This is a genomic window from Allobosea sp. 05T433 (assembly GCF_056396065.1).
In genome coordinates this window covers 1-19,286 of record NZ_JBFTKS010000026.1, presented here as the reverse complement: position 1 = coordinate 19,286, position 19,286 = coordinate 1, and the positions used below count along the sequence as shown (strand labels likewise).

Below are 19,286 nucleotides of genomic sequence, written 5' to 3'. Positions count from 1 at the left end.
CTCCAGGTCGCATCGAGCATGCTCTGAACGACGTGACCTGAGCCTGGGAGACATGAGGCCGGGATTGCGGCATCAAGCCGGTCAATCGCCTGCCTGAACCCGATAGGGATGAGAGATCACCGGATGCCTGCGATACCATTGCCCTTCGTGGTGGCGCTGTTGCTGACGATCCTGCTTATCCGGGTCTTCCTTCAGGACAGGCCCCTCCTCAAACCGGTCACTCTCTTCATCGGCACCTGCATTCTGCTGGTGGTCACGGTCGGCTTGCGCTGGACGATCGACGCCCCCTGGGTCCGGTTCCTGCAGCCCGTCATGGCGGCATTGCTGCCGCCCATCGCCTGGCTCTGCTTTGCAAGGCTGCGGCAGCCTCCCGCACTGCGATCCTGGCTGCATGTTCTGGCCCCGGTCGCGATCCTCATCCTGTCCTGCCTGTGGCAGCGCTGGCAGGCGCCGATCGACCTCATTCTCGCCCTGCTCTTTTTCGGCTATGGCGCGGCCCTGGTTCGCCACGGCCATGCCGGGCCCGATCAGTTCGAGAGCGTGCGTCTCTCCGATGCCCAGGGCGCGCGCAGGGCGGTTTCCGTCATAGGCCTGCTGCTGATCTGCTCAGGGATCATCGATCTTCTGATCGCCGCGGATTTCGGGTCCCATCAGGGCAGCCACGCGGCCGTGATCGTGGCAGTCGGCAACCTCCTCCTCCTTCCCGTCATCGCCTATGCAATCGCGGTGATCGGCCGCAGCGTCCCGGACGACGAGCCCCTCGATCGATCCGACCCGGCCCGCACCGAGGAGCCCGAGCATCGGCCGAACGAGGCGGCGTCGGCCTCCGCGACGGAGGAGGACGTCGGGATCATGGCGATGGTCGAGACCGCGATGCGCCAGAAGACGATCTATCGCGATCCGGACCTGACCGTGAACCGCCTTGCCCGCCGCCTCGGGCTGCCTTCAAGATCCGTGTCGAACGCGATCAACCGCACGCTTGGCCGCAATTTGCCGCAACTCGTCAATGAATATCGGGTTCGCGAAGCCATGCGCTTGCTCGGAGAAACCGACCTGCCGGTCACGGGGGTGATGTTCGAGTGCGGTTTCCAGACGAAATCGAATTTCAATCGGGAATTCGCGCGCGTGACCGGCACGACGCCGAGCGAGTATCGCCGCGCGGGCGGTGCGCCTGCCGGGGAGACCAGCCGTTCTACGGCCTGACCGGAATGGACCTGGCGAGAAAGCCGATCACGAGAAAGGCGATCTCACGGTGGATCTCGTCGCGGCCACGCGCTCCATCATCCCTGCAGATGATGCCGCTGCCGGGCTCGACCTTTTCGATGAGGGCGACGGCATCCGGCTTGCAGAGCCCGACAAAAGCGAAATGCGTCGCGTCGGGAATGGTGACCGAGGTCGCGGACGGCTTCGGCAGATGCTCCGCGAGATAGCCGGATTCAAACTTCGCGGGTAACCCGTCGATATCGATCCCTGCGCCGATCACAAGCGCCGGCATGTCGAGGCTCGCCAGGCTTTCGGGCGTAAAGCCTCTTGCAAGGCCGAGGTCGAGGGACACGAACGCCTTGAGGCGCGGGTCGGCCAGGTTGCCTTCGAGTTCGCGCTTGTCCAGGCCGAGCTCACCCCTGAGGACACAGGCACGCGGGCTGGTATTGGCCTTGCAATCGGTCTCGAACCGTTTCGTGTCGAAGCGTGCCCCGGCCAGTTCCGCAACCGTCCAGCCTCCCAGGGAATGGCCGATCGCGGAGACCCGGCTGATATCGACCTTGCCCGCGAGCGTCGGATCGCGTTCCACGGCGTCGATGACCCGGCTCAGATCACGCGGGCGCTCCCACAGCATCGCCGCCTGCGCGGGTGGCATGTCGAATGTCGTCGTGCCCGGATGGTCCGGAGCCGCGACGATGCTGCCGCGTGCGGCCAGCTCCGCAGCAAGCCAGGAGAGATTGCGCCAGCTCCCGCCATAGCCATGCGACAGGACGACAAGCGGCAGTTCACCCGAGAGCGGCGCGGCACCGCGAATGACGGGAACCCCATGGAAGGCGGGATTGTCTCCGACGATCTCGGTCTTGCCCTCCTGTTTCGTCGGATACCAGATGCTAACCTGAAGCGGCCGCTTCCCCTTCGGGTCGAGCGTCGTCTGCAGAAACCCAATGGCGTCAGCGGAATGCGCAAGGACCGTGGTCAGCAGCCATGACCCGGCCGCCAGGAGTGAGCGTTGAAGGAGTGAGCGTTGAAACATGGCAGTCTCCGATGGAATGAGCGGCCGGCATGTTTCAAAATCCGCTCTCCCGAGACCTCGAACGCGATCGAGAACGCCGCTTTCCGCCAGATTCCGCCTTCGCCCCGCCCCTCGCCCGTGCGGGCAGCCACGCGGAACCCCGGAGCGCTCGCGGATGCGTCCCGGCTGGAAGGGACCAGCAGGTATAAGATTTAGGCATCAAGCTATTTCCCCAGCCTGATTGTCGCGAACCGACCCGCCGCTATCGTGCCTCGCAGCAGGCTCGGCCTGCAGGGATGACCGGGGCCGCGCTGCAAACGGCCGTAGAGCGTGGCGCAGCCTCAGCCAATGACAGGGGATTTACCGATGAGCTTTCCTTCCCGGCGCCTGGCGCTCGGTGTCGCCGCCCTCGGACTGGCTGCGTTGAGCGGCTGGACCGCGCAGGCCCAGCAGCCGGATCTCAAGACTCTCTCGGGCAAGACCATCACCATCGGCATCCATAACCGTTCGCCCTGGGGCTATCGCGACAAGGACGGCAATGTCGTCGGCTATCACCCCGACCTCGTGCGCGCCGCGCTTGCCCCGCTCGGCGTCAAGGCGATCGAGTTCACCGTCGCCGATTTCGGCGCGCTGATCCCCGGCCTGCTCGCCAGCCGCTTCGACATCATCGCGTCGGGCGTCGCGATCACCGCGGCGCGCTGCCAGCAGGTGCTGTTCAGCGAGCCCGACCTCTCGGCCGGCGACGGCCTACTCGTGCTCAAGGGCAACCCGCTCAAGCTGCACAGCTACGAGGACATCGTGAAGAACCCGAACGTCAAGCTCGGCGGCGGGCGCGGCACGGAGAATGCGAAGAACGCGTTGGCCGCCGGCGTCCCCGAAGACCGGCTGCTGCTCTTTCCGAACAACGAGGCCGTGGTCAGCGCCATGCTGGCCGGGCGCGTCGATGCCGCGACACTGTCGGCGCCGAGCGTCGCCGGGCTGATGGAAGCCGGCGGCATGAACGCGATCGAGCGCGCCCTGCCCTTCAAGGGTTATGTCAAGCCGGGCGGGCAGGAATACATGATGGCGACCGCCGTCGTCTTCGCGCCGAAGGACAAGGAGCTGCAGGCGCTCTACAACGCCAGGCTCGCGACGCTGAAGACCGACGGCACCATGAAGACGATCATGGCGAAATACGGCTTCACCGATGCCGAGATGCCGCCCGAGGCCTCGACCGCCGATCTCTGCGCGGCAAAGCCGTGAGCACCGGCCCAAAAACGCCAGCCCGATCATGAGCTTCGCCGACGTCCTTGCCGGGATCTATCAGGGCTTTGGCGTCACCGCCTCGGTGACGCTGCTCGGCATGGCCTATGCCGTGCCCTTCGCCTTCATCGCCGGCGTGCTGCAGTTCAGCACGCGCGGCTGGCCCCATGCCGCGATCACCGCGGTGATCGAGTTCTGGCGCTCGTCGCCGGTGATCATTCTGCTCTACGCGTTCTACTACACGCTGCCGGGCTTCGGCATCCGGCTTTCCGGCCTCGCGGTCGGGGGGCTGGTGCTCGGCCTCAATATCGGCGGCTATGGCAGCCAGGCGGTGCGCGCCGCCCTGCAGTCGCTCGACCGCGGCCAGGCCGAGGCCGGGCGCTCGCTCGGCTTCCGGCGCTGGCAGATCCTGCTCTTGATCGAGCTGCCGCAGGCGCTGCTCGCAATGATGCCGACCTTCGTCAACCAGTTCATCCAGCTGGTGAAGAGCACGGCGCTGGTCTCGCTGATCACGCTCAGCGACATGACCTTCCGGGCCAAGGAAATCTCGCAGCTCCATTACGACCCGGTGAAGGTCTATACCGGCCTTCTCGTCGCCTATTTCGTGCTCTGCTATCCCGCGACGATCGTCGGGCGCTGGCTCGAGCGCAAGGTCGGCGCCGGGCGGAAATTCGCCCATGACGTTTGATCCCGCCTTCGCCCTCTCGATCGTGCCGCCGATCGGGCGCGCGCTGACCACGACGCTCGCTGTCACGCTGCTCAGCTGCGTATTTGCCGCCCTGCTCGGCTTCGGGCTGGAAATCACCAGGCGCTCCAGCAAGCCCATGCGCTACGCGATGCGCTTCGTCATCGACTTCATCCGCTCCACGCCGGTGCTGGTGCAGCTCTACTTTCTCTACTATGTGCTGCCGGTCTACGGCATCAAGCTGCCCGCCCTCGTCGTCGGCGTCGCCGCGCTCAGCCTGTATTACTGCGGCTATCTCGCCGAGGTGTTCAAGGCCGGGATCGACGGGATTCCCAAGGGGCAGTTCGAGGCCGCCAAGGCGCTCGGGCTCAACCGGACCAAGACCGTGCTGCTGGTGATCGCGCCCCAGATGCTGCGCAACATCGCCGCGCCGATGGGCAATTACTTCATCTCGATCTTCAAATCGACTCCCTATCTCGCGGTTATCGCCGTGCCGGAATCCTTCGGTTCGGCCCTCGACATCGCCTCCGACACCTTCCGCTATGGCGAACCGATGGCGGTCGTCGGCGCGCTCTTCCTCGCTATCGCCGTCACGCTCTCCTTCCTCATCCGCAAATTCGAGGCGCGTCTCGCGCTCTCGGCCCAGCGCTGAGTTCCGTCCAGGCCAAGAATCCTGCCCGAGCATTGAATCCTGCCCGGGCGCCGCGTTCTGCCCGGGCACGCCGCAACCCGCATCATCCGAGACCGATCATGGACCAGGCCTTTCTCGACCAGCTCACGCAATGGCGCCGCCAGCTGCATGCGCAGCCCGAACTGTCCGAGCACGAGCATGCCACCGCCCGCTTCGTGCAGGAGAAACTCACCGAACTGGGCATTCCCTTCGTCGCGGGCGTCGGCGGCACCGGTGTCGTCGCGACATTGTCCCGGCCGGGCTCGAACCGGACCGTCGGCTTACGCGCCGATATGGACGCGCTGCCGATCCAGGAGCTGAGCACGGCGCCCTACGCCTCGCAGGTTCCGGGCGCGATGCATGCCTGCGGCCATGACGGCCATACGGTCGCCTTGCTCGGCACGGCCGCGACGCTGGCGCGCGACGAAAGCTGGAAGGGCCAGGTCCAGTTCATCTTCCAGCCGGCCGAGGAGAACGGCGTCGGCGCCAAGGCGATGATCCAGGACGGGCTGTTCGAGCGCTTTCCGATGGAGCGCGTCTTCTCCTTCCATAACTGGCCGGGGCTCGAGGCCGGCACCATCGCGGTGCATGACGGGCCGGTCATGGCGGCGGGCGGGCGCTGGAGCGTCACCCTGCACGGGCTTGCCGGCCATGCCGCGATCCCGCACCAGACCCGCGACCCGATCGTTGCCGCCGGACACCTGATCGTCGCGCTCCAGACCATCGTCGCGCGCAATGTCGATCCAGTCGACGCGGTCGTGCTCTCGATCGGCCAGATCAGCGGCGGCGTCGTCAGCAACCAGATCCCGGAAAGCGTGACGCTGCTCGGCACCTTGCGGACCTACCGGCCCGAGGTGCGCGAGGCGGTGATCAAGCGGATGGAGAGCATCATCGCCGGCATCTGCGAGGCCTATGGCATGCAGGCCGATGTCGAGATCCTGTCGACCGGCAGGCCGATCATCAACACTCCGGCGGAAGCCGCGCTCTCGGTGCAGGCGGGACAGGCGATCGGGGCGCCGGTCCGGCGCGACGTGCGGCCGAGCACCACGGGCGACGATTTCTCCTTCCTGATCAAGGAGCGGCCGGGCGCCTATGTCTGGATCGGCAACGGCCCGGCCGGTCCGGAGGGCGAGCTCCACAATGCCCGCTACGATTTCAACGACGCGATCCTGCCGGTCTGCGTCGGCTGGATGAGCGAGGTCGCCAGGCGCGCGCTCGCGGATGCCGCGTAAGCCATAAGGGCCAGGCATCGTCTCATGCCCGCAGCCTGATTGTCTCGCTTTGCCAGCCGCCTACAGCTTGTCCCTCGAAAGGGATCAAGCCATGCACGACCTCACCCGCTGCGTTCACCACCCGGCCGTCAACGAGGAGGGCTATGCCAGCCTCGCCGTGCCAACGCATCGCGCCTCGACCATCGTATACAAGGATGCCGCGAGCTTCGCGGCCCGCAAATATCGCGGCTTCGACGGCTATACCTACGGGCTGCACGGCACGCCGACGACGCGCACATTGGAGGCGCAGCTCACCGCCCTGCATGGCGGGGTCCGCACCGTGCTGGTGCCTTCGGGGCAGGCCGCGGTCACCATCGTCATGCTCTCGGTGCTGCTGCCCGGCGACAAGGTGCTGATCCCCGACCATGTCTACCCGCCGGTGCGCAGCTTCTGCGAGGAATACCTGAAGCCGCGCGGCATCGATTACGGCGTCTATGACCCGCTGATCGGCGCCGGCATCGCCGACCTGATCGACGACGCCACCAGGCTGGTCTGGGTCGAGTCGCCCGGCTCCGGCACGATGGAGGTCCAGGACGTTCCCGCCATCGTCAAGGCGGCCAAGGCCAAGGGCGTGCTCGTCGGCTGCGACAACACCTGGGCGACGCCGCTGCTCTTCAAGCCGCTGGCCCATGGCGCCGATTTCGCCTGCGAGGCGCTGACCAAATATGTCGGCGGCCATTCCGACCTGCTGCTCGGCTCCGTCACCGTCTCCGACATGGCGCTGCGCGAGAAGATGAAGGAGACGCTGCGCGCCTTCGGCGTCGGCGTCTCGCCGGATGAATGCCAGCTCGCGCTGCGCGGCATCGAGACCATGGGCCTGCGGCTCGCCCATATCGGCAAGATCTCGGAGGATTTCGCCCGGCGGCTGACGCATTCGCCGGCGGTCGAGACGGTGCTGCACCCGGCCCTGCCCTCCTGCCCCGGCCATGCCTTCTGGAAGCGCGACATGGGCCGTTCATCGGGCGTCTTCAGCGTCGTCCTCAAACCCGTTGCCGAGGCGGATCTCGAAGCGGCGCTGACCGCGCTCAAGATTTTCGCGATCGGCGCCTCCTGGGGCGGCACGCGCAGCCTGATCGCGCCGATGGCGGTCAAGGGTGACCGTACCGTCAGCCCCTGGACGGCGGAGGGCACCGTGCTGCGCATCAGCATCGGCATCGAGGATCCCGACGACCTCTGGAACGACCTCGACGCGCTGCTCGTCGCGCTCGAACGCGGGCCGGCCGCCAGGGTCGCCTGAGACAAAAGTTCCGGACCGAAGACCGACGCGGCGGGAGCAGGCTTCCGCCGCCAGGGAGAACTTTGCCCAGAACCAGCCAGCACAAAGAACAGCAAGAAGAACAGCAAGAACAAACAAACAGAGAGGGAAGCTTCAATGACACGCCCATTCATCCGGCTTGCGGCCGCCGCGCTCGTCGCGACCTGTGCTGCGGCCTCCGCCCAGGCGGCGGACACGCTCAAGACCATTCGCGATCGCGGCAGGATCATCTGCGGCACGAGCAACGGCGTTCCCGGCTTCTCGACGCAGGATGCAGCCGGGCGCTGGCAGGGTTTCGATATCGACATCTGTCGCGCGCTCGCCGTGGCGGTCTTCGACGATTCCGAGAAGGCCGGCTTCGTGCCGTTGAGTTCGAAGGACCGCCTGATCCCGCTCCAGGCCGGCGAGATCGACGTCCTGCCGCGCACCACGACCTGGACGCTCGCGCGCAATTCCGGCCAGGGCGTCACCTTCACGGCTGTGGATTATTATGACGGCCAGGGCTTCCTGGTCCACAAGAGCCTGGGCGTGACCAGCGCGACCAAGCTCGACGGCGCCTCGATCTGCGTGGCGCAGGGCACGACCAGCGAGCTCAACCTCGCCGACTTCTTCCGGCGCACCGGGATGAAATACGAGGTCGCCGCCTTCGGCACCCCCGAAGAGGCGCTGAAGGCCTATGAATCCGGACGCTGCGACGCCTACACCACCGATGTCTCGGCGCTTTCGGCCAATCTCCTCAAGTTCCGCAATCCCGACGAGCATGCGGTGCTGCCGGAGATCATCTCGAAGGAGCCGCTCGGTCCCTGGGTGCGCAGCGGCGACGATGTCTGGTTCAACCTGGTGCGCTGGACGCTGTTTGCCCTGATCAACGCCGAAGAGCTCGGCGTCACCAAGGCCAATGCCAGGGAGCTTGCCGCGAACGCGACCAATCCCGAGATCCGGCGCTTCCTCGGCCGCGACGGCAAATATGGCGAGGCGCTCGGCGTCAGCAACGACTGGGTGGTGCGCGTCGTCTCGGCCGTCGGCAATTACGGCGAGAGTTTCGAGCGCCATCTCGGCCTGAACCCGCCGATGAAGCTGCAGCGCGGGCCCAATGCGCTCTGGACCAAGGGCGGCCTGCAATACAGCCCGCCCTTCCGCTGAGCGCAGGCGTCACGCCACCCTCGGCGGCGTGACGATGAGCCGATCACACGGCGCAAAGAGCGAGCCGCCTCGGGCCTGCGCCGGCAGACGAGGCGGTCCTGCCGCTTGCGCGCCTGACCCTCTGCGACAGCGCGGAATCGGGTTCAGCGCGGCAACTGCTCGGCCAGCTCGTCGAGACTTGTGACGCGGCGGACAAACCAATGCCGGACGGTTTCCCTGCTGGTCGACAGTTCGATCCCGTCCGGATCGAGGCCGCTGACGCGCCACTGGCCGGGGCCGTTTCCCGCAAGCGCAACGAGAGCAGCGAGGTCGGCCGCCGAGCTGTTCAGGCGATCGATCTCGTCTGCGGCGCGCGACATCAATGCTTCCGCCCCGGAAAGCTCCGTCTTCAAGGCGGCTGCCGTCACTTCATTGGCGTTCTGGGCCGGGCCGCCATTGATCTGCAGGGCCTCGACCTCGACGCGATAGAGGCAGGCATCGGGCAAATCGAGATAGAGCTTCGATTTGGGGTAGCGACGAGCATATCGTTCCTTCGCGTCAGTCTCCTCGGCAGCCGGCATCAGATGCGCGCGGCCGACCAGCGTCAGGCGTGGGCGCGTGAGCGCATCCGGAGCGCCGGCTTCGGCGAGCCCGAGCGAGACACGGTTGTCGGCTTCGATATTCCGAGCGTGAACGGCGAGCCTCGCGACGAAGAAGAACGGAGTGCCGTCCGGCTCGACCGCCAGGTTGGTCGCCATCGTATAGGGATAGCCGCTTTGCGGATCGAGCGTTGCCAGGGCGACGAGCCGCGCCGTTCTCAGCAGGCTCCGGGCTTCCTGCATGGCCTCGAAGGGGCGGGCAGCAGCCAGGTTGAGTTCGATGCCACGGGGCGTGATCGGGGTCGTCGGCTGCAGCTGCATGGTGCGTCTCGCGTGGGTTGAGCGGGCCGAGACCTACATCCCTGCCGCGCTCGACCGATAGCTCCGATGGCGCGAGCCGGCCCTGCTTCAAGGCACCTTGCCTACGGGCCATGGCGCCGTAAGGTCGATTCAACCCCGGCAGATGTGATGCGCCGCTCCGTTGGAACAGGCCCTCATCGGGCGGCCATCGGCGCCCTTCCTCGACCCCGCCCCCGAATAGCTGGCGCATGGGCCTGGCCGCCCCCCCGATCGCGCCGCATGTGACGACCGGCCGACCGGGAGAGATCGACATTCAGCTGGCGGGCCATGAAGCTGCCATGCTGGCCGCCGGTGCCGGCAACCGGTATTCCCGGCGCTTCGGATATCCGCCGCCGCACAAGCCAAGGGAAACAGGCAATGGTCAGCATTCTCGGGGTTTCAGGGAGCCTGCGACGCGGCTCGTACAACAGCGCCTTGCTGCGGGCGGCCCGGGCGTCGATGCCTGACGGGGCGGAGCTGGTCGAGGGCACCATTGCCGGTATCCCGCTCTACAACGCCGATGACGAGGCCGAGACCGGCATTCCGCCCGCCGTTCAGGTCCTGAAGCAGCAACTCGCCCAGGCTGACGGGCTGATCCTGTTCACGCCGGAATACAACAACTCGATCCCCGGCGTGCTGAAGAACGCGATCGACTGGCTATCGCGCCCGGCGAGCGATATCGGCCCGCTCTTTGGTGGCCGCCCCGTCGCGTTTCTGGGAGCCTCGATGGGTGGTTTCGGCACCGTGCTCGCGCAGGAGGCCTGGCTGCCGGTGCTGCGGACGCTCGGCACCCGTCCCTGGTTCGAGGGGCGCATGCTGGTCTCGCGCGCGCAGAATCTGTTCGATGAAGCGGGTGAACTGAGCGACCCCGCCACCCGGGATCGCTTGCGCGGATTTCTGGCCGGCTTTTCTACCTTCGTGGCGTCACAGGCTGGCTGAACGCCCCCGGCGGCGGCGGCCCCCGCGCGGGACCGTCACGCATCCCGAGCCTACAGGCAATCCAGCCGGGTGATAATCACCCCTGTCCTGGCGATCTCGAAACTGCGCCCGTCGACATAGTTCACCAGGGCGCCGGTATCGAGCGTATAGGAGGTGCTGCTCAGGCCCGGGTAAAGACGCCAGACAATCACCGTGTAGCGGTTGCCGTCCCCGTCCTCGCAGGGCTCGCGATAGAGTTCGGTCGGCATGGCCGCGATCGAGCGCGGGCGTGCCGGCAGGATCGCCTTGCGACCGAAAGACCAGCTGGGCCGCCATCTCGGATGATACGCTTTCGGCAGAACACCCATCTTCGACACCGCAACGCAACGATCTGGATCAACGGAACAACCTGGATTCAACGATTGGGCGGCGCGCATGTTCCCTGCCCTTTCGGCCCTCTCGCTGCCACGGCACCGGCCTTCCCGGGAGCCAATCCAGGTGGTTGCCTGGGAAGCCCCCTTGCAGCATCGCCAGCGAAGCCGGAATGGCGCCCCGCGCTCTCGGACGAGCCGCGCCCCGTGCTGTTCCGGCAGGCAATTTCGAAGGGTTGCCAGGAAGGGATCGATGGCTGCACACTGCCCTCGTTTTGGGGATGCAGCCACGCCGGAGGCCTCGCCTATGCCCGAGATTCCTGTCTTGCTCGCCATCCGGACCGATCGCGAGTTCCGCTTGATCTGCGAGCGGATCGGACAGCTTGAAAGCAAGCCACCAAGCCCGATCAGAACGATAGAATTGCGCAGGCTCAAGGCAGCCGTGCTGCGCTATGGGCCGCCTGCCTCGCAGCAGCACTGACGGGCTGGCGCGTCCGGGGAACGCGCTGGTGCGATCCAGTTTCGCAGTGGCGCTTCAGACCCGCCTGGCTGCGGCCTTGGGCTTGATGAAGACCGAGGTCACGGCGGGTTCGGTCGCCCGGATTTGTCTTTCGATCCGTTCGACGCTCGCCTCGATCCCGCTCGTGGTCAGATCATCCTCGAACTCGAGGCTCAGCGCGACAACGATCTCGTTGGGACCGAGATGGACCGTCGTCATGCCATTGACCGTCCTGACCTCTTCGTCGGCACGGACGATCTCCAGGATGGCGCGCTGAACCTCCGGAATGGCGGCCTCGCCGAGCAGCAGCGCCTTGCTTTCACGGGCGAGAAAGATGGCGGTGGTTCCCAGAACGGCGGCGATGCCGAGCGAGGCGACGCCATCCAGGATCGGCTGATCGAACCATGCGGCCGCCGTGATGCCGACGAATGCGATGGCAAGGCCGATCAAGGCCGCGGAATCCTCGAAGAGAACGGAGAAGACGGTCGGATCCTTGCTCTGACGGACAGCGTCGAGGTAGCCGAGCCTGCCTTTGGTCTTGCGGAATTCCTTGAGTGCGACGCGCCAGGTATAGCCCTCGAAGACGAGCGACAGCCCGAGCACGACGTAGTTCACCAGGAGATTTGTCGCGTGGTGGGGCTCGAGGATGTGAAGAACACCCTCGTAGAAGGACACGCCGGCCCCGACGGCAAAGACCATCAGGGCGACGATGAAGCTCCAGAAATAAAGTTCGCGACCGTGGCCGAGCTGATGCAAGGCGTCAGGCGGGCGCGCCGCGCGCCTCAGGCCATAGAGCAGGAGCAGGCCATTGCCGGTGTCGACCAGGGAATGAATGCCCTCGGACAGCATCGCCGAGCTGCCGGTATAGGCGGCCGCCCCGAACTTCGTCACGGCGATCAGCAGATTTCCAGCGAGGGCGGCGTAGATCACCCTGTGCGAGCCGGTATGCGCTGCCATGCCGGTGATTCCCGCCTGGTTCGGTCAGCGCCGCGAAGGGCTCGCCCGGCGCCGCCCTAATGGGTCAATGTACTCACTTCTTCCTGGGTCAGCGGCTGGCCATCGGCGGTGATCTGTTCCACCCGTCCTTCGAACAGGTCCTCTGCGACGGCCTCCAGGGCGTGTTCGATCGATGGATAATCCATCCAGTAGACAGTCTCGGCTTCGCCGGCATATTTGTCACGCGCACGGAGCAGCACGCCGATCTCGACGCCGGCGTATTTTGCGATCACGTCGACGGGTCTCATGGGGCTCACTCCTCCGTTGCGTGTCGAAACGGAACTGCCGGGGTGAGGCGCTGGTTCCGTATCGCCCGGGAGCGGGGCGCAAGCGCGCAGCGTCGAAGGCCAGCCAGGGGACGGGAGCGGACGCCAGGCCGGTCCATGAGCGACGCCGCACTGGGACCTGCTCGCAGGGGCGGAGTCCCGGTGCCGCCGCCCACCCTTCCCCTTCCATACTCCCGCCATGTTTTGGGGGCGCAGTCCGTCCTGCGATGACGCCCGATCGGCGAATATCATGCTCCGTCCCGTGCCTCTGATCAGCCAACGATTTGCCAACGCGCTGGGGAGACCGCCATGCGTGCCGATGGCTCCAGCGGTGGTTCCGGCCGCGGACTTCCGAGCCCCCGAAATTGGCATTCCCGGCGGTGTGGTGCCGGATAGACAGCTTCATCAGCACGACCAGGGCAGGCCGAGGAGGATGCGCGATGCATGATCTCACCATAAACGGCCACTCCCTCGCGGTTGATGCCCCCGACGACATGCCGCTGCTCTGGGTAATCCGGGATATTCTCGGCATGACCGGAACCAAATTCGGGTGCGGGATCGCCCAATGTGGCGCCTGTACCGTTCATATCGACGGCGAGCCGACCCGCTCCTGCATCACGGCGATCAGCGATGCCGCGGGCAAGTCCGTTACGACGATCGAGGCGATCAGTGAGACGCCAGCCGGCAAGGCGATCCAGGCGGCCTGGTTGAACCTGGAAGTCGTGCAATGCGGCTACTGCCAATCCGGGCAGATCATGTCGGCGAGCGCGCTCCTCGCCGGCAATCCAAAGCCCACGGACGCCGATATCGACGCCGCCATGTCCGGCAATATCTGTCGCTGCGGCACCTATTTGCGCATTCGCGAAGCCATCAAACAGGCCGCGGCCATCGCTGGCGCGCGGTGAGGGCCAGAGCCATGGCACATGCAGAGAATCTCGGGGATCACGTCGTTTCGCGTCGGGCATTCCTCCATGCCAGCGCTGCCGTCGGCGGCGGATTGATGATCGGTGGGCCCTTGCAGGTGGGTGCCCAGCCAGCCGATCCCGCGCAAGCGAAACCCTTTGCGCCGGGGGCCTTCATCCGCATCGACCGCATGGGAAAGGTGACCGTCATCTCCCCGATGATCGAGATGGGTCAGGGCACCTACACCTCGCTGCCGATGCTGGTCGCCGAGGAGCTCGACGTCGACATGAGCAATGTCGCGGTCGAGCCCGCCCCAGCGAATGCAAAGCTCTACGGCAATCCCCTGATCTCCGGCGTGCAGATGACGGGCGGCTCGACCTCGATCCGCGCATTCTATCTGCCGCTGCGCCAGGCCGGTGCGGCCGCGCGAAAGATGCTGATTGCCGCAGCCGCGACCAGGCTGAACGTGGATGCAGGCAGTCTGACGACGCAGCCGGGCTATGTCGTCCACGCCGCGAGCAGCCGCCGGATCGGCTATGGCGAGCTCGTGGACGCCGCGGCCAAGCTTACTGTCCCGAGCGATGTCACGCTCAAGGACCCCGGCAGCTTCCGGATCATCGGCACGCCGGCCAAGCGGCTCGATGCCTCGGCCAAGGTCAACGGCACGGCGATCTACGGCATCGACGTCAGGTTGCCCGGCATGAAGGTCGCCACCGTCTCCGCCTCTCCGGTGTTCGGCGGCACGGTCGCATCCTTCGATGAGGCGGCAGCGCTCAAGGTTCCGGGCGTCCATCAGGTCGCGAAGCTCGACAACGCCATCGCCGTCATCGCCGATCACTATTGGGCGGCGAAGCAGGGCCTGGAGGCCTGCGCTGTCAGGTTCGACGATGGACCGCATGCGGCCACCTCGATGGCCGACATCGTGGCCGCCCTCGCAACGGCTTCGGAAAGCCCCGGCGCCGTTGCCACAAGCGAAGGTGACGTGACTGCCGCCCTCGCCAAGGCGGCGACCAGGGTCGCGGCGATCTACGAGGCCCCGTTCCTGGCCCATGCCACGATGGAGCCGATCAACTGTACCGCCGAGGTCACGAGCGACGGCTGCGATATCTGGGTCGGCTCGCAGGTTCCCGATATCGCCCAGCTCGTCGTTTCGAAACATCTCGGACTGAAGCCGGAGCAGGTGCGGATTCACAACCACCTGCTCGGCGGCGGCTTCGGGCGCCGGCTCGAAGTCGATTTCATCGCCCAGGCGGCGCTCATCGCCAAGCAATCCAAGGGCCCGGTCAAGGTTGTCTGGAGCCGGGAAGAGGACATCCAGCACGACATGTACCGGCCCTATTACTACGACCGGATCAGTGCCGGGCTCGATGCCCGGGGCATGCCGGTCGCCTGGAGCCACCGCATCGCCGGCTCGTCGATCATGGCCCGCTACTTCCCGTCGGCCGTCAAGGACGGCGTCGATCCCGACGCGGTGGAAGGCGCAGCCGAAATCCCCTACGCAATCGCGAACATGCATGTCGATTATGTCCGGGTCGAACCCCCGGGAATTCCGACCGCATTCTGGCGCGGCGTCGGTCCGACCCATAATGTCTATGTGGTCGAGAGCTTCATCGACGAACTCGCCGCGGCCGCGAAGAAGGATCCGCTCGACTATCGACGCGCCCTTCTGGCTGGGAATCCGCGTGCGCTCCATGTGCTGGAACGTGCCGCGCAGAAGGCAGGATGGGCCAAACCGCTGGGGCCACGCCAGGGGCGCGGCATCGCCTTGTCGCAATCCTTCGGCAGCTATCTCGCCGAGGTCGCCGAGGTGACGGTCTCGAAGAGCGGCGATGTCCATGTCGACCGCGTCGTCGCGGTCGTCGATTGCGGGGTCGCCGTCAATCCCAACACCATCGCGGCGCAGATCGAAAGCGGCGTCGTCTTCGGCATCACCGCGGCCTTGTACGGCGAGATCACCCTCAAGGATGGCAGGGTGGAGCAGACCAATTTCGACACCTACCAGATGCTCCGCATCGATGCGGCCCCGACGATCGAGGTCGAGATCGTGGCGAGCAGCGAGGCGCCCGGCGGGCTTGGCGAGCCCGGCACGTCGGCGCTCACGCCCGCGGTGCTGAATGCGGTCCATGCGGCAACCGGCATCCGGCTCCGCAAGCTGCCGATCAAGCCCGAGATGCTGACGGCTGGGTGATCGCCAGCAGGTCCCGGCCCGATGCCCCACTGGTCGGCCGGGCCGTCGCCACGACAGCAGGGGCTGGCTGCCAACAGTCTCTCGAAAGTCACATCCCGCACGGCCTGAAGGTGCGGCGCGCAAGATTAACGGTCGTGTAACGCCGGATTAACGCCGGTAAATACGCCGCCTCGACTAGAGTTCTCCCAAAGCGCCTCGTTCCCAGCGATGGGCCAACGGGGAACCGCGGGGGGACATATGACTATCTCAAATCGACCCAGCGCAGCGCAGATCGCCCCGTCCCCATTCTCACAGGCTTCGGCATCTGGCGGCGCGATCGGCCGCCCTGTCGCGGGACGCCCCTGGCCGGCGCCTCTGCCCAGGCCCGAGACCCATTCGCAGACATGCGCCTCGCGCAGCATTGCCTGGCCGTTCCCCCCGGGCATGGAGTGTTTCGCGGCCTGGAAGACGGCGCTGTCGCGCCTGGTCGACTGCGCCATACCGGCCGATGCAGACCCGGCCCAGTTCGATTTCCACGGCCGCTCCTGGCAGCTCCCCGAGGCCTTCGTGCAGATCAATGGCGGATCGGCGATGTCCATGTCCCGGAGCCAGCGCGTCATTGACGACCGGCCGATCTCCCAGATGTCGCTCTATGTGCTGACACGCGGAAGCGCAGTCGCCGATTATGACGGTCGCAAGCGCAGCCATGGTCCAGGCGATGTCGTCGCCGTCGACTATTCGCTGCCCTATGAATCCCGTACGCCCGGCTATGAGGGGATCACGCTCACCTTCGACAGGGCCAGCGCGCCGGCCGGGCTTCAGGGCGATGTGCATGGCATGGTGCTGACGGCCCAAAGCAGTGCGGGCAAGCTTCTCGGCACCCTGATCCGGGCCCTGGTGGAGCATATCGACGGGCTCAGCGTCGACCAGGCGCAGTCGGCCGTCGACGGCATCCTGCGCTTTGCCGCAACCGCCCTTCCCTCCGGCGGGCCGAGAAAGGAACGCGAGGATGTTCCGCTCTTCGATCGCGCTCATCGGCTGGCCCGAGGCAGGCTGTCCGACCCGGATTTCGGCCCAGACGACCTGATGGCCGCGCTGGGCGTCTCGCGCTCGAAACTGTTCCGGTCGTTCGAGGCCCATGGCGGCGTGCGGCGCTGGCTGGTCGGGATCCGGCTGAGCGCCAGCCTGCAGGTGATGATCAGGTCTGCGGGAAGGCTGAAGATATCGGCGATCGCGCATCAGCACGGATTTCGCAGCGAGGCCCATTTCAGCCGTGCGTTCCGGAAGCGCTATGGCATGAGCCCAAGCGCGGCTCAGGCCTCGAGCCTGCACGCCCATGGCAATCTGGCATATCTGACCTGGGCGGAGCAGGATATCGCAGCCGGGGGGTCGACGGCCGAGGCCTGGCTCGCCTCCGCTCGCACCCGAGCGTGGGCGGGAGCAGGACGAGAGCGCTCATCGCGCGTCTGAACCGGCGATTCTGGGTCTGAACTCCCATCAGCGGCGCCCCCCTGGCCTCCCGGCGTCGAACTGCCCTCAAGCTCTACAGGAGCGGGCGACGCCGCACCTTGCCCGCCGATCTCATCTTGATGACTGGACGTCCCAATGCGCGGCTCCTCGCGGTTCGGGGCCGTGACAGCGCGATCGATACCGCGGATCGAGCGTTGCGGATGAGATCTGAAACCTTCCGGCTGGCCCTGGAAATCGCGACGATCTGCCCGAAGACAATCAAAGCCGGCCTTCGGCAAGAAGGCCCAAGCAAGAAGCACCGGGTGGGGCGCGACGATTTCATGCAGAGACCGCAAGATGGCGGAGCGCCGGGGGCGCATTCCGCGCCGACGCAGCCTTCCGCTCTGGGCCGGGTCCTACGCAAGGCCTGGGCGCTCGTGACGCTGGCGAAACGCCGCGCGCAGGAGGACGAAGCGTGGGATGGGCTGGAGGTCTTCGACATGCTCGGCGGCTGGCAGGGCACAGGCGCGAGGCGCCGTAATAGCGAGCGACGTGCGAACAGGAAACAGCCGCAGCGCCAGACGTCATGAGCCCAGGTCGGGCTCGGGATTCCAGGTTTCCATCGCGGTGGCGAACCGAATGCGGATGCGGCCGCTGAACCGGCAGTTGGACAGAAACATGTGAGGATGCCGCGACGTTCGGCTCGTCACGGCGCTACGGGAATGACAAAGGCTACTCTGTCACTTCAGGAGATTCGCCTTGTCTGCCCCTGCCCCTTCCTTCGCCTGGTCCCATCTCGCCGGGCGCGAAGTCTCGACCTCGTCGGAAGAGTGGCGGCACGAATGCGAGATCGCCTATCTGCTGGCGATGCCGACCGCGAAGCGCAACACCTTCCTCGATGGCGTTCCCGGCTCGACCGATCGCGAAGAGCGCGGCATCAAGGGCGTCCGCGGCGAGGCGGCGGTGGCCAAGCTTCGCGCCGAAATCATCCGCCTGCACGGTCTCAAGAACAAGACCTAAAGCATCGGCCCGAAAAGTGGATTGCGGTTTTCGGGAAAGCCGAAGCAATCACAGATCGTTAGATCACGCCGCATTTGGACGAAATCGTCAAAATGCAGAAAACATGATCGACACCAATGGTTCAGGGCATGCTCAGTGCGAAAGACCGTTGCCGCTTGTTCGCAGCATGCTCGGGCGGCGCGGCCCGTCGCCGCTCGTCTCAGCCGTCATTCGACGAGTTGAGATCCTCGGTCTTCAGCGTGTCATCGCCGACGAGGCCCGCGGCCTGGCGCAGCGCGTCGTTGACGCGGTCCTGCCAGCCTGGTCCGCCGCTCTGGAAATGATCGAGGACATCGCGGTCGATCCGCAGCGTCACCATCTCCTTGGCGCCGGGAAGCGCCGGCCGCTTCTCGATCACGGGTGGCGCTTTCGGCGCGGCCGGCTTGAACAGGGCTTCGGCCTGGTCGCGGGCGCTGGTCGGCCGGCGCGGTCTGTCGTGGTTCATGATGCGTCCCTGCTCTTGCTGCGGGCTTTCCTGACGACGTCAGGCTCGTTGGTCAATCGCTCGCGGCGTTCCGTCTTCTCTGCCGTGCTTGCGTCCATCTCGCTCATGGCGTGGTCCGCCGCGCGTGCGGCGCGGGCCCGCACCGTGCTGGCGCTGACCTTGAGCGAGGCATGTGACGCTGTCGGGACAGTTGTGGGCACAAAGCCCTTCCGCAGCCGCACGCCGGCCCCCTCGCCATTCTCGGCGATGAAGATGACGCCGGCTTCGGACAAGGCGGCCTGCATCTTCTCGACGCTGCTCATCCTTGCATCCTGGCCCGCCTCGAAACGGTTGACGGTATTGACGCCGACACCGGCCTTCTGCGCCAGCTCGGGCATGCTCCAGTTCAGGGCCGCACGGGCCATTCGGCATTGATATGATTTCATATGGTGATATTATCACCATATACGATTATTATCAAGTATGTTTGATGAGTGCACTCGCAGCCGGGTCTCTGGTTGGAAGGAACACCGTCGAAAAACAGGGAGCGCCCCGCAGCGCGCTCCCTTCTGCGTCAGTCCGTCTGTGTCCGAACCTGCCAGGCCATCGGACTTCCCGTGCCAGCATCGGCTGTCCCGAAAACCGGAAACCACTTTTCGGGCCGATGAACCTTTGCTGCCGGCATCGGCTGGCCCGAAAACCGGAAACCACTTTTCGGGCCGATGAACCTTTGCTGCCGGCATCGGCTGGCCCGAAAACCGGAAACCACTTTTCGGGCCGATGAACCTTTGCTGCCGGCATCGGCTGGCCCGAAAACCGGAAACCACTTTTCGGGC

22 protein-coding genes are annotated in these 19,286 nt (G+C 66.0%); 14 read left to right on the top strand and 8 right to left on the bottom strand.

The window, feature by feature from the left end; translation table 11 throughout:
• Window positions 1–123: 123 nt before the first annotated feature.
• Entirely contained in the window at window positions 124–1,203 is a 1,080-nt protein-coding gene (locus AC1DGP_RS27290) for a helix-turn-helix domain-containing protein (RefSeq protein WP_476832723.1), read from the top strand.
• Here AC1DGP_RS27290 and AC1DGP_RS27285 read toward each other — a convergent pair.
• Window positions 1,193–2,236 carry an alpha/beta hydrolase family protein gene (locus AC1DGP_RS27285; protein ID WP_476832722.1) on the bottom strand — a complete coding sequence of 348 codons (1,044 nt, stop codon included), beginning with the start codon at window positions 2,234–2,236 and terminating at the stop codon, window positions 1,193–1,195. The two genes, AC1DGP_RS27290 and AC1DGP_RS27285, sit on opposite strands and share 11 nt — an antisense overlap.
• A gap of 345 nt (window positions 2,237–2,581) precedes the next feature.
• Between AC1DGP_RS27285 and ehuB the strand changes: the two genes are divergently transcribed.
• The 6 genes from ehuB (at window position 2,582) to AC1DGP_RS27255 (ending at window position 8,481) form a co-directional block, all read left to right on the top strand.
• The gene (gene ehuB / locus AC1DGP_RS27280; protein ID WP_441506877.1) at window positions 2,582–3,457 is read left to right on the top strand and encodes an ectoine/hydroxyectoine ABC transporter substrate-binding protein EhuB; all 876 of its coding nucleotides are present in this window, start codon (window positions 2,582–2,584) and stop codon (window positions 3,455–3,457) included.
• A 28-nt stretch (window positions 3,458–3,485) separates the two neighbouring features.
• The gene (locus AC1DGP_RS27275; protein WP_069881362.1) at window positions 3,486–4,145 is read left to right on the top strand and encodes an amino acid ABC transporter permease; all 660 of its coding nucleotides are present in this window, start codon (window positions 3,486–3,488) and stop codon (window positions 4,143–4,145) included.
• Complete coding sequence (ehuD, locus tag AC1DGP_RS27270) at window positions 4,135–4,794, top strand: ectoine/hydroxyectoine ABC transporter permease subunit EhuD (RefSeq protein WP_476832721.1); 660 nt, start codon at window positions 4,135–4,137, stop codon at window positions 4,792–4,794. Before AC1DGP_RS27275 ends, ehuD begins: the two co-directional genes overlap by 11 nt.
• Before the next feature lie 98 nt (window positions 4,795–4,892).
• Window positions 4,893–6,044 (top strand): amidohydrolase, encoded by a 1,152-nt coding sequence (locus AC1DGP_RS27265; RefSeq protein WP_441506879.1) that lies wholly within the window; start codon window positions 4,893–4,895, stop codon window positions 6,042–6,044.
• Window positions 6,045–6,135: 91 nt separating this feature from the next.
• Window positions 6,136–7,320 carry a cystathionine beta-lyase gene (metC, locus tag AC1DGP_RS27260; RefSeq protein ID WP_441506880.1) on the top strand — a complete coding sequence of 395 codons (1,185 nt, stop codon included), beginning with the start codon at window positions 6,136–6,138 and terminating at the stop codon, window positions 7,318–7,320.
• Between the two features lie 135 nt (window positions 7,321–7,455).
• Complete coding sequence (locus AC1DGP_RS27255; RefSeq protein WP_476832720.1) at window positions 7,456–8,481, top strand: amino acid ABC transporter substrate-binding protein; 1,026 nt, start codon at window positions 7,456–7,458, stop codon at window positions 8,479–8,481.
• Between the two features lie 143 nt (window positions 8,482–8,624).
• Here the strand turns inward: AC1DGP_RS27255 and AC1DGP_RS27250 are convergent, their stop codons facing one another.
• The gene (locus AC1DGP_RS27250; protein WP_441506882.1) at window positions 8,625–9,380 is read right to left on the bottom strand and encodes a HugZ family pyridoxamine 5'-phosphate oxidase; all 756 of its coding nucleotides are present in this window, start codon (window positions 9,378–9,380) and stop codon (window positions 8,625–8,627) included.
• Between the two features lie 396 nt (window positions 9,381–9,776).
• Here AC1DGP_RS27250 and AC1DGP_RS27245 point away from each other — a divergent pair, with 396 nt between their 5' ends.
• Window positions 9,777–10,337 (top strand): NADPH-dependent FMN reductase, encoded by a 561-nt coding sequence (locus AC1DGP_RS27245; RefSeq protein WP_476832719.1) that lies wholly within the window; start codon window positions 9,777–9,779, stop codon window positions 10,335–10,337.
• A 50-nt stretch (window positions 10,338–10,387) separates the two neighbouring features.
• Here AC1DGP_RS27245 and AC1DGP_RS27240 read toward each other — a convergent pair whose 3' ends face one another.
• Window positions 10,388–10,585 (bottom strand): hypothetical protein, encoded by a 198-nt coding sequence (locus AC1DGP_RS27240; protein ID WP_441492949.1) that lies wholly within the window; start codon window positions 10,583–10,585, stop codon window positions 10,388–10,390.
• Window positions 10,586–10,994: 409 nt separating this feature from the next.
• Here AC1DGP_RS27240 and AC1DGP_RS27235 point away from each other — a divergent pair, with 409 nt between their 5' ends.
• Window positions 10,995–11,168: a hypothetical protein gene (locus tag AC1DGP_RS27235; protein ID WP_441492948.1), complete on the top strand. Its 174-nt coding sequence runs from the start codon at window positions 10,995–10,997 to the stop codon at window positions 11,166–11,168.
• 54 nt (window positions 11,169–11,222) lie between these two features.
• Here the strand turns inward: AC1DGP_RS27235 and AC1DGP_RS27230 are convergent, their stop codons facing one another.
• Together AC1DGP_RS27230 and AC1DGP_RS27225 are read right to left on the bottom strand one after the other, a co-directional pair.
• The gene (locus tag AC1DGP_RS27230; RefSeq protein WP_441492947.1) at window positions 11,223–12,143 is read right to left on the bottom strand and encodes a cation diffusion facilitator family transporter; all 921 of its coding nucleotides are present in this window, start codon (window positions 12,141–12,143) and stop codon (window positions 11,223–11,225) included.
• Window positions 12,144–12,199: 56 nt separating this feature from the next.
• A complete protein-coding gene (locus tag AC1DGP_RS27225; RefSeq protein WP_441506883.1) occupies window positions 12,200–12,430 on the bottom strand; it encodes a hypothetical protein in 231 nt (76 codons plus the stop codon).
• 458 nt (window positions 12,431–12,888) lie between these two features.
• Between AC1DGP_RS27225 and AC1DGP_RS27220 the strand changes: the two genes are divergently transcribed.
• From AC1DGP_RS27220 to AC1DGP_RS27200, 5 genes are all read left to right on the top strand, one after another.
• Window positions 12,889–13,353 (top strand): (2Fe-2S)-binding protein, encoded by a 465-nt coding sequence (locus AC1DGP_RS27220; protein ID WP_441506884.1) that lies wholly within the window; start codon window positions 12,889–12,891, stop codon window positions 13,351–13,353.
• Window positions 13,354–13,364: 11 nt separating this feature from the next.
• On the top strand, window positions 13,365–15,539 hold the full coding sequence (locus tag AC1DGP_RS27215; RefSeq protein WP_441506885.1) for a xanthine dehydrogenase family protein molybdopterin-binding subunit: 2,175 nt from the start codon (window positions 13,365–13,367) through the stop codon (window positions 15,537–15,539).
• 423 nt (window positions 15,540–15,962) lie between these two features.
• The gene (locus AC1DGP_RS27210; protein ID WP_476769922.1) at window positions 15,963–16,988 is read left to right on the top strand and encodes a helix-turn-helix domain-containing protein; all 1,026 of its coding nucleotides are present in this window, start codon (window positions 15,963–15,965) and stop codon (window positions 16,986–16,988) included.
• A 98-nt stretch (window positions 16,989–17,086) separates the two neighbouring features.
• A complete protein-coding gene (locus AC1DGP_RS27205; protein ID WP_441506887.1) occupies window positions 17,087–17,557 on the top strand; it encodes a hypothetical protein in 471 nt (156 codons plus the stop codon).
• A 169-nt stretch (window positions 17,558–17,726) separates the two neighbouring features.
• The gene (locus AC1DGP_RS27200) at window positions 17,727–17,987 is read left to right on the top strand and encodes a DUF7696 family protein (RefSeq protein ID WP_113518572.1); all 261 of its coding nucleotides are present in this window, start codon (window positions 17,727–17,729) and stop codon (window positions 17,985–17,987) included.
• Between the two features lie 199 nt (window positions 17,988–18,186).
• On the opposite strand, the gene AC1DGP_RS27195 is transcribed toward AC1DGP_RS27200, so the two are convergent.
• The 3 genes from AC1DGP_RS27195 to AC1DGP_RS27185 form a co-directional block, all read right to left on the bottom strand.
• The gene (locus AC1DGP_RS27195) at window positions 18,187–18,471 is read right to left on the bottom strand and encodes a BrnA antitoxin family protein (RefSeq protein WP_441506888.1); all 285 of its coding nucleotides are present in this window, start codon (window positions 18,469–18,471) and stop codon (window positions 18,187–18,189) included.
• Entirely contained in the window at window positions 18,468–18,875 is a 408-nt protein-coding gene (locus tag AC1DGP_RS27190) for a helix-turn-helix domain-containing protein (RefSeq protein WP_441506889.1), read from the bottom strand. Before AC1DGP_RS27190 ends, AC1DGP_RS27195 begins: the two co-directional genes overlap by 4 nt.
• 149 nt (window positions 18,876–19,024) lie before the next feature.
• The coding region (locus AC1DGP_RS27185) for a hypothetical protein (RefSeq protein ID WP_476832718.1) at window positions 19,025–19,286 on the bottom strand (262 nt) is incomplete at its 5' end.